This is a genomic window from Promicromonospora sp. NPDC090134, assembly GCF_044746965.1.
Taxonomy (GTDB): Bacteria; Actinomycetota; Actinomycetes; order Actinomycetales; family Cellulomonadaceae; genus Promicromonospora.
Genome location: NZ_JBIVCZ010000002.1, coordinates 506,010 through 518,585 on the forward strand (window position 1 = coordinate 506,010; position 12,576 = coordinate 518,585).

Annotated in this window: 15 protein-coding genes; 9 read left to right on the forward strand and 6 right to left on the reverse strand. The window is 74.2% G+C overall.

Features of this window, described 5'->3' with window-relative positions:
• Nucleotides 1–8: 8 nt before the first annotated feature.
• On the forward strand, nucleotides 9–377 hold the full coding sequence (locus ACIPN7_RS08605) for a YciI family protein (protein WP_400540043.1): 369 nt from the start codon (nucleotides 9–11) through the stop codon (nucleotides 375–377).
• Nucleotides 374–1,624: an RNA polymerase sigma factor gene (locus ACIPN7_RS08610; protein ID WP_400540045.1), complete on the forward strand. Its 1,251-nt coding sequence runs from the start codon at nucleotides 374–376 to the stop codon at nucleotides 1,622–1,624. The genes ACIPN7_RS08605 and ACIPN7_RS08610 overlap by 4 nt, the downstream gene beginning before the upstream one ends.
• 105 nt (nucleotides 1,625–1,729) lie before the next feature.
• On the opposite strand, the gene ACIPN7_RS08615 is transcribed toward ACIPN7_RS08610, so the two are convergent.
• Entirely contained in the window at nucleotides 1,730–2,770 is a 1,041-nt protein-coding gene (locus tag ACIPN7_RS08615) for an SDR family oxidoreductase (RefSeq protein ID WP_400540047.1), read from the reverse strand.
• A 54-nt stretch (nucleotides 2,771–2,824) separates the two neighbouring features.
• On the opposite strand from ACIPN7_RS08615, the gene ACIPN7_RS08620 reads away from it, so the two are divergent.
• Nucleotides 2,825–3,469 (forward strand): TetR/AcrR family transcriptional regulator, encoded by a 645-nt coding sequence (locus ACIPN7_RS08620; protein WP_400540049.1) that lies wholly within the window; start codon nucleotides 2,825–2,827, stop codon nucleotides 3,467–3,469.
• Here the strand turns inward: ACIPN7_RS08620 and ACIPN7_RS08625 are convergent.
• Nucleotides 3,466–4,428 (reverse strand): TetR/AcrR family transcriptional regulator C-terminal domain-containing protein, encoded by a 963-nt coding sequence (locus ACIPN7_RS08625; protein WP_400540051.1) that lies wholly within the window; start codon nucleotides 4,426–4,428, stop codon nucleotides 3,466–3,468. The genes ACIPN7_RS08620 and ACIPN7_RS08625 overlap by 4 nt on opposite strands.
• A gap of 159 nt (nucleotides 4,429–4,587) precedes the next feature.
• Here ACIPN7_RS08625 and ACIPN7_RS08630 point away from each other — a divergent pair, with 159 nt between their 5' ends.
• Both ACIPN7_RS08630 and ACIPN7_RS08635 read left to right on the forward strand, forming a co-directional pair.
• Entirely contained in the window at nucleotides 4,588–5,817 is a 1,230-nt protein-coding gene (locus tag ACIPN7_RS08630; RefSeq protein WP_400540053.1) for an FAD-dependent monooxygenase, read from the forward strand.
• 46 nt (nucleotides 5,818–5,863) lie between these two features.
• A complete protein-coding gene (locus ACIPN7_RS08635) occupies nucleotides 5,864–6,313 on the forward strand; it encodes a VOC family protein (protein ID WP_400540055.1) in 450 nt (149 codons plus the stop codon).
• 79 nt (nucleotides 6,314–6,392) lie between these two features.
• Here the strand turns inward: ACIPN7_RS08635 and ACIPN7_RS08640 are convergent, their stop codons facing one another.
• The gene (locus ACIPN7_RS08640) at nucleotides 6,393–6,557 is read right to left on the reverse strand and encodes a hypothetical protein (RefSeq protein ID WP_400540057.1); all 165 of its coding nucleotides are present in this window, start codon (nucleotides 6,555–6,557) and stop codon (nucleotides 6,393–6,395) included.
• Between the two features lie 233 nt (nucleotides 6,558–6,790).
• On the opposite strand from ACIPN7_RS08640, the gene ACIPN7_RS08645 reads away from it, so the two are divergent.
• From ACIPN7_RS08645 to ACIPN7_RS08655, 3 genes are all read left to right on the forward strand, one after another.
• Nucleotides 6,791–6,991: a substrate-binding domain-containing protein gene (locus ACIPN7_RS08645; RefSeq protein WP_400540414.1), complete on the forward strand. Its 201-nt coding sequence runs from the start codon at nucleotides 6,791–6,793 to the stop codon at nucleotides 6,989–6,991.
• A 433-nt stretch (nucleotides 6,992–7,424) separates the two neighbouring features.
• Nucleotides 7,425–8,183, forward strand: a complete 759-nt coding sequence (locus ACIPN7_RS08650) for a C40 family peptidase (RefSeq protein ID WP_400540059.1) — start codon at nucleotides 7,425–7,427, stop codon at nucleotides 8,181–8,183.
• Nucleotides 8,184–8,308: 125 nt separating this feature from the next.
• The gene (locus tag ACIPN7_RS08655) at nucleotides 8,309–8,980 is read left to right on the forward strand and encodes a class I SAM-dependent methyltransferase (protein WP_400540061.1); all 672 of its coding nucleotides are present in this window, start codon (nucleotides 8,309–8,311) and stop codon (nucleotides 8,978–8,980) included.
• Here the strand turns inward: ACIPN7_RS08655 and ACIPN7_RS08660 are convergent.
• Nucleotides 8,943–9,671 carry an SDR family oxidoreductase gene (locus tag ACIPN7_RS08660; protein ID WP_400540063.1) on the reverse strand — a complete coding sequence of 243 codons (729 nt, stop codon included), beginning with the start codon at nucleotides 9,669–9,671 and terminating at the stop codon, nucleotides 8,943–8,945. The two genes, ACIPN7_RS08655 and ACIPN7_RS08660, sit on opposite strands and share 38 nt — an antisense overlap.
• 74 nt (nucleotides 9,672–9,745) lie before the next feature.
• On the opposite strand from ACIPN7_RS08660, the gene ACIPN7_RS08665 reads away from it, so the two are divergent.
• Nucleotides 9,746–10,135 (forward strand): MerR family transcriptional regulator, encoded by a 390-nt coding sequence (locus ACIPN7_RS08665; RefSeq protein WP_400540065.1) that lies wholly within the window; start codon nucleotides 9,746–9,748, stop codon nucleotides 10,133–10,135.
• On the opposite strand, the gene ACIPN7_RS08670 is transcribed toward ACIPN7_RS08665, so the two are convergent.
• Nucleotides 10,116–11,300, reverse strand: a complete 1,185-nt coding sequence (locus ACIPN7_RS08670) for a cation:proton antiporter (protein ID WP_400540067.1) — start codon at nucleotides 11,298–11,300, stop codon at nucleotides 10,116–10,118. The genes ACIPN7_RS08665 and ACIPN7_RS08670 overlap by 20 nt on opposite strands.
• A complete protein-coding gene (locus ACIPN7_RS08675) occupies nucleotides 11,297–12,565 on the reverse strand; it encodes a chloride channel protein (RefSeq protein WP_400540068.1) in 1,269 nt (422 codons plus the stop codon). Before ACIPN7_RS08675 ends, ACIPN7_RS08670 begins: the two co-directional genes overlap by 4 nt.
• Nucleotides 12,566–12,576: the final 11 nt, after the last annotated feature.

Sequence of the window (12,576 nt, forward strand, 5' to 3'; positions counted from 1 at the left end):
GAGGAACCATGAAGTACCTGATCCTGATGCAGATCAACCCCACCGTCCTCGAACAGCTCACCCCGGAGCAGAGCAAGCTGGTCCAGGACGGGCACGAGGCGTTCACCGCGCACATCAAGGAGCGTGGCGAGTTCGTCGGCACGCAGGCGCTGGCCGACCCGAGCCAGAGCAAGGTGGTGCGGTCCGTGGCGGGGACGCCGCAGACCAGCGACGGGCCGTTCGCCGAGGCCAAGGAGTTCCTGGGCGGCTTCTACCTGGTGGACGTGGAGGACGAGGCGCGGGTCCTGGAGCTCGCCCGCATGATCCCGGACACGTCCATCGACGGGCTGGCCGTCGAGGTGCGGCCGGTGATGTTCAGCGACCTCGGGGACCTGTGAGCCCTGGAGCCGCTGTCGGCGAGGACCTGCTGCGCGAGCTGGCGCCGCAGGTCCTCGCCCGGCTCGTGCGCACCCACGGCGCGGGCCAGTTCGACGTGTGCGAGGACGCGGTCCAGGACACCCTGCTCGCGGCATACCGCCAGTGGCCGGCCGACCCGCCGTCGGACCCGCTGGCCTGGCTCGTCACCACGGCCCGGCGCCGGTACGTGGACCGCGTGCGTGCCGACAGCCGGCGTCGCGACCGCGAGGCCCGGGAGGCGCTCCTGGCCCACCCGCTGAGCACGCCACCGGACGGCGCGGACCCCGGCACCTCCCCCGCCGACGACAGCCTGCTCTTGCTCCAGCTCTGCTGCCATCCCGCGCTCGCCCGCCCGGCACAGGTCGCGCTGACACTGCGCGCCGTGGCCGGCCTGACCACGGCACAGATCGCGAACGTCCACCAGCTCCCCGAGGCGACCGTCGCCCAGCGGATCACGCGCGCCAAGCGGCGGCTGGCCGAGCTGGGCGGGGACCTGCCCCGGCCCCGGGACGCGGCCGAACGGCTCAGCCCCGTGCTCGACGTGCTCTACGCGATGCTGACCGAGGCCCACCACACGACGTCGGGCACTCCCGCCCGTGACGCGGACCTCGCGGCGGAGGCGATCCACCTGGCCCGGCTGCTGCGCCAGGCCCTGCCGGAGGACCCGGAGGTGGCCGGGCTGCTCGCGCTCATGCTGCTCACCGCGTCGCGCGGGCCCGCACGGCAGGCGGACGACGGCGCCCTGGTGCCGCTGGACGAGCAGGACCGGACCCGGTGGGACCGGGCCCTCGTGCAAGAGGGCGTCGCCCTGGTCGAGGCGACCGTGCCCGGCGCGGCCCCGGGTCCCTACCTGCTGCAGGCCTGCGTCGCGGCGCTGCACGCGGAGGCTCCTGACACGGCGTCGACCGACTGGTCCGAGATCCTCGCGCTGTACGGGGTCCTGGAGGTCGTGACCGCCCACCGGAACCCGACGATCACGCTCAACCGGATCGTCGCCGAGGCCCAGGTGCGCGGCGACGGCGCGGCCCTGGCCTCGCTCGACGACCTGGGGCGGCAGCATCCCGGGCTGCCCCGGCTCGACGCCGTCCGCGCGCACCTCCTGGAGCGCCTGGGCCGGACGGCGGAGGCCGCCGACGCCTACCGGCAGGCCGCCCGGGCCACCCGCAACCTCGCCGAGCAGCAGTACCTGCAGCGGCGCCTGCGGGCCCTTCTGACGGCCCCTACCTGAGGGCACCGGCCCGGCGCGCCCCGCGATCGCCCATGAGTTCGGCAGTCAGCACCGAGATCGGCACATGCCTGTGCCGATCTCGACGCCGGTTGCCGACTTCGCGCCTCACGCTGCCGATCGTTCCGCGCGACGGGGCCGGACGAGCCCGAGCTCGGCGAGGCTGCGGCCCGTGTCGACCAGCGTCTCCCGCACGGGCCGCATGCTCCAGCCGAGCTCCCGGACCGCCTTCTCCGCGCTCACGTGCTCCGCGCTGCCGACGAAGTCGAGGCCGAGCCGTACCTCCCGGTCGAACCGGCCGGCCGTCCAGAGCATCCAGTACGGCATCCGGCGGCGGGGCACGCGGTACCCCTGCGGCCCGAACTCCTCGTCGAGGATCCGTGCGATGTCGCCGAACCAGACGTTGTCGCCGGCACAGATGTACCGCCGGCCCGCGGCGTGGGGCGCCTCCATGGCCAGCCGGTGCGCCCGCGCGACGTCGCGCACGTCGACCGGGGCGAAGCCGAGCTCCGGGACCGCCGGGATCTCCCGGCCGAGGAGCCGGCGCACCAGCGACACCGACGTACCGGACGCCGCGTGCTGCACCGGACCCAGGACCAGCCCCGGGTTGATCACCGCCAGCTCCAGCCCGGGATGGTCCGCCGCGAAGCTCCAGGCCGCGCGCTCCGCCAGCGTCTTGCTCTTCGCGTAGGGCGCGATCCGGTCCGGGTCGCTCCAGTCCTCCTCGGTGCGCCGCCGGTCGCCCGCGCGCGAGCGAGCCGCGCTCACGGCGGCGAGGGACGACGTCATGACCACGCGCCGCACCCCGGCCCAGGCGCTCGCCGCCAGGACCCGGCGGGTGCCGTCCACGGCCGGCCGCACCAGCTCGGCCTCGTCCCGCGGCGGCGTGGCCGGGAACGGCGAGGCCATGTGCAGCACGTACTCCCGCCCGGCGACGGCCTCGTCCCAGCCCGTCTCGCGGGACAGGTCCGCCTCCACCAGGTCGAGGTGCCCGCCGAGCGCGTCGGCGATGCGGTGCAGGTGCTCCACCCGCGCGGGATCCCGCAGCGAACGCACCGTCCCGCGCACCTCGTGGCCGTTCCTGATCAGCTCCTCGATCGCATGGCCGGCGATGAATCCCGTGGCACCGGTGACAAGAACCCTCGACATGGCGTCTCCAGTCTGAGCAGTGTTTAGATTATGAGCACCGTATAGATTGCGGCCATGGAGGTCAACGGGTCACGCAAGCGGGAGACGTACCACCACGGCTCGCTGCGCGAGGAGCTGGTCGAGGCGTGCGTGCGGCTCATCGAGACCGAGGGGATCGCCGCCGTCAGCCTGCGGCGCGTCGCGCGCGAGGCCGGCGTGAGCCCGGGCGCGCCCTACCACCACTTCGCGGACCGGGCGGCCCTGCTGTCCGCCATCTCGGCCCGCGGCTTCGAGCTGCTCACCCAGGACCTGCTGGGCGCGGGGGGCCGGCCCGGCACCACCTCGGGCGGCGACGAGGTGGCGCGCACGGCCGCCGCCTACGTCGCCTTCGCCCGCCGGCATCCCGGCCACTTCCAGGTCATGTTCCGCCCCGAGCTGTCCGAGCCCGAGAAACATCCGGCCGTGCAGGAGGCGGGCGACGCCGCGCTCCAGGTCCTGACCGACCTGGTCGGCCGGCTCGGCGTCAGCGACCCGCAGGCACTCGGGATCACGCTCTGGGCGCTGGGCCACGGCCTCGCGTCGCTGACGCTCGACGGCCTCCTCGCCCAGAAGGCCGAGGTCTGGGACACCGACGCCGACGACCTGCTCTCCCGCGCCGTCGGCCAGATCGGCCGGTCGGTCGACGCCCTGACCGGGCACGCGACGGGGGCTACCGGCTAGCGGCCGCCCACGAGCGCGGCCAACCCGTCCAGGTGCCGCGCCAGGCTGTACTCGAACAGCGCGTCGAGGTCCCGCGCCACGCTCGCCGGGACTGACGCCAGCAGCGGGAACCGCCCGGACCGCAGCAGCTCGTTCGCCCGGGCGGCCTGCTCGGCGTGCCACCGGTCGAGCGTGACGCCGCTGTCCTGCTCCGCCTCGACCTCGTCCGCCAGGGACAGCGCCGCGGTCAGGACCAGCCCGTGCAGCGCGAGCGCCTCGCGCATGAGGACGGCCGGGGGCAGCCCGAGGCCGTCGAGCGCGCGGAGCGTCCACTCGGTCTGCGCCATCATGTTCGGGGCCAGGAGCGGGCGGGTGAACGAGACCGTCCGGGGCAGCCAGAGATGCCTGCGGCACAGCCGCCACTGCCTGCGCGCGGTGAGCTCGAGCCGGGCCCGCCAGCCCTCCGGCCCGATCGCCGGCAGGTCGACCTCGCCGAACACCCGGTCGGCCATCTCGACCAGCAGCTCGTCCTTGTTCGCCACGTGCCGGTACAGCGACATGGGGCCGACGCCGAGCTGGGCGGCGAGCCGCCGCATCGACACCGCCTCCAGGCCCTCGGCGTCGGCGATCTCGATCGCGACCCGTAGCAGCTGGTCACGGCTCGACCCCGCGTCCGACGACGGGCGAGCGGCCGGCCGCCCGGCCCGCTCGTGCCGTGCCAGGCCGCTGACCACGGTGCCGGAACCCACCCGCGCCTCGACCAGGCCCTCGTCGCGCAGGGCGGCCGTCACCCGCGTCGCCGTCGCGACCGCGACGCCCCACCGCTGCGCGATCTGGCGCACGGACGGCACCCGGTCCCCGGGGCGCAGGTCGCCCGCCAGGATCCGGGCGCGCAGCTCCCCCGCGATCTGCCGGTACGGCGGCCCGGCCTGGTGCGACGACGTGGACATGGACCCCTCCGGCTGGTCGGTGAGCGCCACCTGGTCCACGAGTGTACTAGTTCACCTGTCCGCCCGGCGAGGACACTTTGTGCCCGACAGGCCTGCTGTCGGGCCCGACCCATCGCTAGCGTGGGTGATGCCCGAGAATCCGATACGCCGTACGCATCGCGCGGCGGACAGCCACCCCAGGGAGCACTCATGAAGAACCGGAGCGTCCTCATCTCCGGCGCCGGGATCGGCGGACCGACACTCGCGTACTGGCTCCACCGGTACGGCTTCGACGTGACCGTGGTCGAATGGGCACCCGCGCCCCGGACGGGCGGGCACGCCGTCGACATCCGGGGCACCGCCCGCGACGTGGCGGCACGGACCGGGATCGTGCCCGCCGTGCGCGCGGCGCACACCGGGGCGCGCGGGATGGCGTTCGTGGACCAGGACAACAGGCGCGTCGCGACGCTGGGCACCGACGTCTTCGGCGACTCGGGCGGCCCCGTCGCGGAGCTGGCGATCCTGCGCACCGACCTCGCCCGCATCCTCCACGAGGCGACGCGGGACGGCGTCGAGTACCTCTTCGGCGACTCGATCGTGACGGCCGAGCAGGACGACACCGGGGTGGACGTCCGGTTCGAGAGCGGGACGTCCCGGCGGTTCGACCTGCTCGTCGGTGCCGACGGCGTGCGGTCGACCGTGCGCCGGCTGGCGTTCGGCCCCGACGAGCGGTACCTCCGCGACCTCGGCTGCTACGTGTCGCTCTACTCCACCACGACCACGCTGGCGCACGACGGCTGGCAGCTCATGTACACGATGCCCGCCGGCGACGGGCGCCCCGGGCGGACGGCCGGCATCTACCCGCGGACCGAGCCGGGCACCGGGCTGGCCGGGTTCTTCCTGCGCTCGGCTCCGCTGCGGTACGACCGGCGCGACGTCGACGAGCAGAAGCGGATCGTGACACGCGCCTTCGCGGGCGACGGCTGGGAGATCCCACAGCTGCTGTCGACCATCGGCGACGCGTCCGACTTCTACTTCGACCGCGTGCAGCAGGTCCAGGTGGACGGCTGGTCGCGCGGCAGGACGGTGCTGCTCGGCGACGCGGGCTACTGCGCGTCACCCCTGTCCGGCATCGGGACCAGCCTCGCGCTCGTCGGGGCGTACGTCCTGGCCGGCGAGCTCGCCGCCGCCGAGGGCGACCACACACGCGCCTACCCCTCGTACGCGCACCAGATGCGCCCGTTCGTCGACCGTGCCCAGGAGTTCGCCCGCCGGTCCGGCGACAACGGCCTGATGCCGGACACGCGGGCCCAGCTCCGCATGCGCAACCTGACGGTCCGGGTGCTGCCCTACCTGCCGCGCGCCCTGGTGGGCCGGGGCATGGAACGGGTGGCCGGCACGGTCGAGCTCCAGGACTACGCCGCCCTGGCGCACCGCTGACACCCCCGGTCACCGCCACTGGTCACCGCCACGAAGGAGAGCACACATGCAGGTCAGCACATTCCTCTGGTTCGACGGACAGGCCCAGGAGGCGGCGCAGCACTACACCGGGATCTTCGACGGCTCCCGCATCCTCGGCACGGACCGCACGCCGGACGGCCGGGTCACGACGGTCACCTTCGAGCTGGCCGGGCAGCGCTACGTGGCCTACGACGGCGGGCCACGGTTCGCCTTCACGCCCGCCATGTCGCTCTACGTCGACTGCACCACGCAGGCGGAGATCGACCGCGTGTGGGCGGCCCTCGCCGACGGCGGCACGGAGGGTCCGGGCGGCTCGCTGACCGACCGCTTCGGCGTCTCCTGGCAGGTGATGCCGACGGCCCTGGCCGACCTGCTCGACGGTGCGGGCCCGGAGGCCGCGGCCCGCGTGCTCGACGCGGTGCACGGCATGACGAAGATCGACATCCACGCGCTGGCCGCGGTACGAAACGGCTGACGGCAAGGCCCGGGCCGGGCCTGACCCGGCCGTACGACGCCGGGTCAGACCCGGCCGTACGACGCCGGGCCGAACCAGGTCACGCCCAGCGTTCTCCCCGCCGGTTGGGCTCCTCGATCGGGGCCACGTCCACGAAGGTCCGCGCCCGCACGGCCCCGTCGTCGTCCACGAGCCACAGGTGCAGGCGGGCCGACGACACCGGGCCGGGCGGCGGAACCGTCACCCGGACGGCCGGGCTGAGCACGAACGGCTTGGCCTCGACGGTCTCCGACGCGAGGCCGTCCGGCTCGCCGTCGTCGTCGCCGTCGAGAGGAACGGCCGCGAGCCGGACCGGGAAGTCCTCGCCCGTGCCGTCCGCGAGCGCCGCGACGTTCGCGGCCCAGGCGGCGGGGTCCTCGTCGTAGTAGTGACAACGTACAGGCCGCCCACGACGCGACGGCCCACCCCACCGCGAGCGGCCGCACCCGCATCGCGGCGATCGGCGTCGACGACATCGAGGAGGGCAAGTACACGCACCCCAGCCTGTGGACCGTCTCCCTCGACCCCCCGTTCATCGCCCGGCAGGCGGTGGGCCGGATCACCGAGCGCATCGACGACCCGGACACCCCGGCGGTCGAGGTCACGGCGCCGCACACCCTGCTGGTCCGCGAGAGCACGACGGTCACGGCCGGGGGCTGAGCCGGGAGTCCGCTCTCCGCCCATGGAGCCGGCGGCGACGTCAGCTCGGCAGTTTGCATCGCAGACTCGGCAGTTTGCATCGCAGACTCGGCAGTTTGCATCGAGGTCGGCCCAGGCCTGTGCCGACCTCGATGCAAACTGCCGAACCCCGGGGCGCAGCAGTGGGACGCACGGGCCGACGGGACCGACCTGCAGATCTACGACTGCAACGGGCTCTGGACCCAGGTCTGGAGCGTCCCGCAGTAGGCGAGACGGGTGCGGGACGGGCGCCGGTGCACGTCCCGCACCCGGCGGAAACAAAAGATCACGAGGAGATCACGCCAGGTGGGTCCCGCACCGCCGGAGGAGGCGCTAGTGTGGGCGCACCTCGGCTCGGCCCACCACGACGCCGCGTGTGCGCTTCCCTCTCCGAACCAGAAAGGTCCCAGCCTTCATGGATCCCAACCTCGAACCGGCCGCACTCCCCCGTGCACGCGGCCGGCACCGGGCGGCGCACCGCCCCCTGGCCGGCGTCGCGCGCGCCGCGGGCGAGCAGGTCAGCTCGTTCGCCGGACGCGGAGCGGTCGTCGCGGCGGCAGGCGGTGGCGTGCTGCTGTCGCTCATCGCCACCCCGGCCCAGGCGGCACCTGCGACGACGGCGCTGCAGGGCCAGCCCGTCCAGGGCGCGCTGAACACCGCGGACCTCAACGCGCTGACCGCCCAGGCCCGGGAGTCGGTCTCTGCCTCGCCGATGATCACCGTCGCCGCGGACGCGCAGCTGACGCTCGAGAAGTCGGCGGTCACGGTGGTGTCCGCGACGGAGAACGCCGAGTACCAGGCGCAGATCGAGGCCGAGGAGGCAGAGCGGGCCGCGAAGGAGCGGGGCGCGTCGGTGGTCTCCATCGCGATGCGGTACCTGGGCGTCCCGTACGTGTGGGGCGGCACCACCCCGAGCGGGTTCGACTGCTCCGGTTTCACGTCCTACGTGTTCGCCCAGGTGGGCATCGACCTGCCGCGCACCTCGTCCCAGCAGCTGTACGCCGGCACGCCGGTGTCGTGGGCCGAGGCCCAGGCGGGCGACCTGATCTGGACCCCGGGGCACATCGCGATCTACGCGGGCAACGGCATGCAGATCGAGGCGCCGGTCCCCGGCAAGAGCGTGCGGTACACCAGCATCTGGCAGTCCAACCCGACCTTCCTGCGGGTCGGCTGAACCCAGGTCGCGCGACCGGGCGGTGTTGCGGAGAGTGGACGATGTCGACTCCCCCGCAACACCGCCCGAGTCGTTTCCCGGCCACCGTGTGACAACGACGCGCGACGACCACCGAGCGAGGTGCCATGGTCAGATCACCCGGACCGGACCGGATCCGCCGGCACTGGGACCGGCAGGCGGCGGGCTACGACCGCAAGATGAACGGCGCCGAGCGGATGTTCGGCGACACCCGGGACTGGGTGTGCCGGCAGGCCACCGGCCAGGTGCTGGAGGTCGCCGTCGGCACGGGCCTCAACCTGGGCCTCTACCCCGCGCACGCCGCCCTGACCGGGATGGACCTGAGCCCCGCCATGCTGGACCGGGCCCGCCGGCACGCCGCCGAGCTGGGCCGCGCGGTCGACCTGCGGGTCGGCGACGCCCAGCGGCTGGAGTTCGACGACGCCTCGTTCGACACCGTGGTCTGCACGTTCGGGCTGTGCGCCGTACCCGACGACCGCGGCGCCGTGGACGAGATGGTGCGCGTGCTGCGGCCCGGCGGCCTGCTGCTCCTGGCCGACCACGTGGTCAGCACCTCGGCACCGCTGCGGGCGCTCCAGGCCGTCGCGGAGCTGTACAGCGTGCGGTTCCAGAACGAGCACTTCCGGCGCCGTCCGCTGCTGCACGTCGAGGCCGCCGGGCTGCGGGTCGAGCGGCACGACCGGTTCAACCGGGGTGTCATCGAGCGGGTCGCGGCCCGCCGGCCGGAGCCCGGGCCGGAGCTCAGCCCGCCGCCATCGCCGCCAGGCCCCGCGCGGTAGCGGCGTCCCGCTCCTCCGGCGTCAGCTGCAGCCGGGCCTTGACGTCCCGGGTCCACTGGTCGGCGAGCACCTCGGCCGAGCCCGCCTCGACGCCGTCGAGCGCGGCGTCCGCCAGGGCCGACGGCGCGATCTTGTCCACGGCCCAGCCCGCCGACATGTCCGTGTCGGCCAGGCCGAGGTGGACGGCGGTCACGAGCGTGCCCTGCCCGGCCAGCTCCAGGCGCACGCCGTTGGTCATGGCCCAGGCCGCGGCCTTGCTCAGGTGGTACGCGTTCGCGCCGTCGACCCCGAACCACGACATGGCGGAGAGCACGTTGACGACGGCGCCGCCGCCGTTCGCGGCGAGCGCCGGGGCGAGCTCCCGGATCATCGTCAGGCTGCCGAACAGGTTGGTCTCCAGCTCGTGCCGGACGCCGTCGAGCGGGCCGGTCACGAGGCTGGTGCCCGTGGTGATGCCGGCGTTGTTGACCAGGAGGGTGACGTCGGAGGCCGCCTCGGCGGCGGCGCGCACGGACGCGGGGTCGGTGACGTCGAGGGCCAGCACCTCCACGCCGGGCAGGTCCACCGACTCCGGCCGCCGGGCCGTGGCGTAGACCTTGCGCGCACCCCGGTCGAGGAGCCGCTGGGCGAAGGCGCGGCCGAGCCCGCGGTTGGCTCCGGTGACGAGGGCGACTGAGTTGTTGATGTCCATGTCCGGTACGCTAAAACCTGACGCTGACGTCAGGGTCAAGCATGGAGTCCCGAAACCGGCCGGAAGGAGCTGTGATGACGGTCACCGAGGCAGCGGCCGAGGTAGGCACGGAGCCGCTGATCCGCATCGGCGAGGTGGCCCGGGGCGCCGGCGTCTCGGTGCGCGCCGTGCGCTACTACGAGCAGCAGGGGCTGCTCACCGCGGAGCGCAGCCCGTCGGGTCAGCGCCTCTACCCGCCCGCGACGGTGGAACGCGTGCGCTTCTTCCAGCAGATGTACGCCGCCGGCCTGACCAGCCGCAACATCGCGGAGCTGCTGCCGTGCATCGAGTCCGGGCACACGGACGCCGAGCAGCGCACCATGCTGCACGCCGAGCGCGACCGGATCCGGCTGCGGATCGACGAGCTGCAGACCGCCCTGGACCGGCTCGACCAGGTCATCGAGGTCACGGCGACCCACCCGTGAGCGGCAAGCCACCCGGAGGCGTGGGCCCGCGCGCAGGGATCCGGCCGGCCACCAGGGGCAGCACGATCACCGAGAGCACGCCCGCGCCGACGAGCGCCGCCCCCGTCTGTGTGGACATGATGCCGCGCTCCACCGCGATCCCCGTCAGCGCGACCAGCAGCGGGAGGGCGGTCGCGGAGTAGAGCGCGGCCTGGACCCGTTCCCCGGTGGGCAGCTCCCGGCGCAGCCACAGCAGCACCGGGCCGCCGCGGACCAGCACCATCAGGGCGAACAGCACCAGGGGCAGGGTGGGTGCGGCGAGGATGGAGGCCACGTCCAGCGCCATGCCCGAGCTCACGAAGAACACCGGGATGAAGACCCCGAACGCCACGGCGTCGAGCTTCTTCTCCAGGCGCTCGACGTCGCCGGGCGCCCACCGCCGCAGCACCATGCCGCCCACGAACGCGCCGAGCACCGCGTCGAACCCGAACGCCGAGGCGATCGCGAGCAGGCTCACGAGCAGCAGCACCGTGAGCCGCAGCGTGCTCTGCCCGGTGCCGTGCTCGGAGTCCCGGAGAAGCCGCACGGCCACCGGCGCCCGGGAGCCCGGCACCAGGGCCACGGCCACCGCCAGGACGGCGAACAGCACCAGCAGCACGGCGGCGGCCCCCGAGCCGCGGGTCCCGAGCAACAGCGCCATCGCGACGATGGGCCCCAGCTCGCCGTACGCGCCGACCACGAGGACGGCCCGGCCGAACGGGGTGTCGAGCCGTCCGCCGTCCCGCAGGACCGGGAGCACCACGCCGAGCGCGGTGGTCGTCAGCGCGATCGCGCCGGCCGCCAGCGCCTCCTCCTTGCCTGGCCGGATGAGCACGAGGACCACGACCGCCGCGAGCAGCAGCGAGGTGAACCACGCCGCGCCGGCGCGGCGGCCGAGCCGCTCGCGCAGGTGGCTCGGCTGCAGCTCGTAGCCCGCGAGCAGGAAGAGGAAGCCCATCCCGAGGTCGGACAGGAGCGTGACGTCGTCGGGCCCGGCGAGCCCGAGCATCGCCGGCCCGATGACCACGCCGCCCAGCAGGAGCAGCACCACCTGGGGCAGCCGCGCCCGCACCGGCATCAGCCCGGTCAGCAGTGGCGCGAGCAGGGCCACCACGAACACGGGCACGAGCGGCGCGTAGACGTTCACGACTCGACCGTGGCGGGCCGGCGGGCGTTGAGCAGCCCCTTGAGCAGCGTGCCCACGAGCGCCCCGAGGATCGCGGGGACGGTGACGGCGGGACCCGCGCTCACGCACAGCAGGAGGGCGAGGACGAGGGCCGTGACCGGCATCCCCGCCGCGGCCGCCACGCCGGCGGCGATGCCGCAGGCCAGCTGCGGCGCCAGCGCCGTCCCGGGCACCAGCAGAGCGCCCGCCGCGCCGACCGTCGCCCCGATGAACACCGACGGGAAGATGGTCCCGCCGTGGAACCCCGTGCCGAGGCTCACGGAGTAGGCCGCGGACTTCACGACGGCGACGGCGACCAGCGTCCCCGCCGCGGTCGACGCCGTCACCGTGGACAGGGACTGCTGCCCGGAGAACAGCACGGTGCTCACGTCCACCCCCGTGGCCGCCCGGGTGAGCACCGCGAGCCCGCCGATCGTCAGGGCTCCGACGAGGAGCGCCACGAACGGTCGCCGGGCCGCCAGCCGCCGCGCGACGCCGCCTGCGCGCATGGCCGCGATGACCAGGCCGCCCGCCACCAGGGCCACCACGACCCCGCCCACCAGGTCGACCACCTGCAGGTCCGGGTACGAGCCGATGTCGCCCAGGGACAGCTCGGGCACGTGGGTGCCCGGCCAGTCGTCGATGCCGATGCGCACCACGTAGCCCGAGCCCAGGGCAGCGAGGATCGGGACCACCTGGTACAGGGGCTGCTCCGGGCGCGGACGGGAGGAGAGGAACATCGCCTCCAGCACGAGCAGCATGGTGACGACGGGGTTGCCCAGGACGACGCCGAGCGCTGCCGCGGCGGCCGCCATCACGAGCACGCGTGACGCATCGGTACCGAGCCGGCGGTGCACGGCGAACCCGAGGCTGGTACCGATCGCGAGCAGCGGGGCCTCCGGACCGAGCACCACGCCGAACACCAGGGAGGACGCCGCGGCGAGGAGCGTCGACGGCAGCTCGCGCGCCGTGATGTCGAAGGCGAAGCCGTCCAGCGGGTGGTGGCCGCCGTGCCCCGGCAGGCGGGTCGCCGCCGCGACGCCGGCGGCGCCGATCACCAGCAGGAGGAGGACCCACCACCACGGCACGCCGGCCAGCCCCAGGGTGTCCGGGAGCCACGTCCAGAACAGCCACTCACCGCCGTGGACCAGCGAGGTGAAGGCCGTAGCCAGCACCGCCGCCGCCACGCCGACCACCGCGGGCAGTCCCACGAGCGTGGCCAGCGGCCTCTTGCCCTGTGCGTCCATGGCCGCACCCT

Bases quoted from the DNA above. Each gene is read 5' to 3' on its own strand.
- ACIPN7_RS08655 (WP_400540061.1), top strand. From the start codon at position 8,309: ATGGTCAGATCACCCGGACCGGACCGGATCCGCCGGCACTGGGACCGG.
- ACIPN7_RS08665 (WP_400540065.1), top strand. From the start codon at position 9,746: ATGACGGTCACCGAGGCAGCGGCCGAGGTAGGCACGGAGCCGCTGATC.
- ACIPN7_RS08620 (WP_400540049.1), top strand. From the start codon at position 2,825: ATGGAGGTCAACGGGTCACGCAAGCGGGAGACGTACCACCACGGCTCG.
- ACIPN7_RS08660 (WP_400540063.1), bottom strand. From the start codon at position 9,671: ATGGACATCAACAACTCAGTCGCCCTCGTCACCGGAGCCAACCGCGGG.
- ACIPN7_RS08650 (WP_400540059.1), top strand. From the start codon at position 7,425: ATGGATCCCAACCTCGAACCGGCCGCACTCCCCCGTGCACGCGGCCGG.
- ACIPN7_RS08630 (WP_400540053.1), top strand. From the start codon at position 4,588: ATGAAGAACCGGAGCGTCCTCATCTCCGGCGCCGGGATCGGCGGACCG.
- ACIPN7_RS08675 (WP_400540068.1), bottom strand. From the start codon at position 12,565: ATGGACGCACAGGGCAAGAGGCCGCTGGCCACGCTCGTGGGACTGCCC.
- ACIPN7_RS08605 (WP_400540043.1), top strand. From the start codon at position 9: ATGAAGTACCTGATCCTGATGCAGATCAACCCCACCGTCCTCGAACAG.
- ACIPN7_RS08615 (WP_400540047.1), bottom strand. From the start codon at position 2,770: ATGTCGAGGGTTCTTGTCACCGGTGCCACGGGATTCATCGCCGGCCAT.
- ACIPN7_RS08635 (WP_400540055.1), top strand. From the start codon at position 5,864: ATGCAGGTCAGCACATTCCTCTGGTTCGACGGACAGGCCCAGGAGGCG.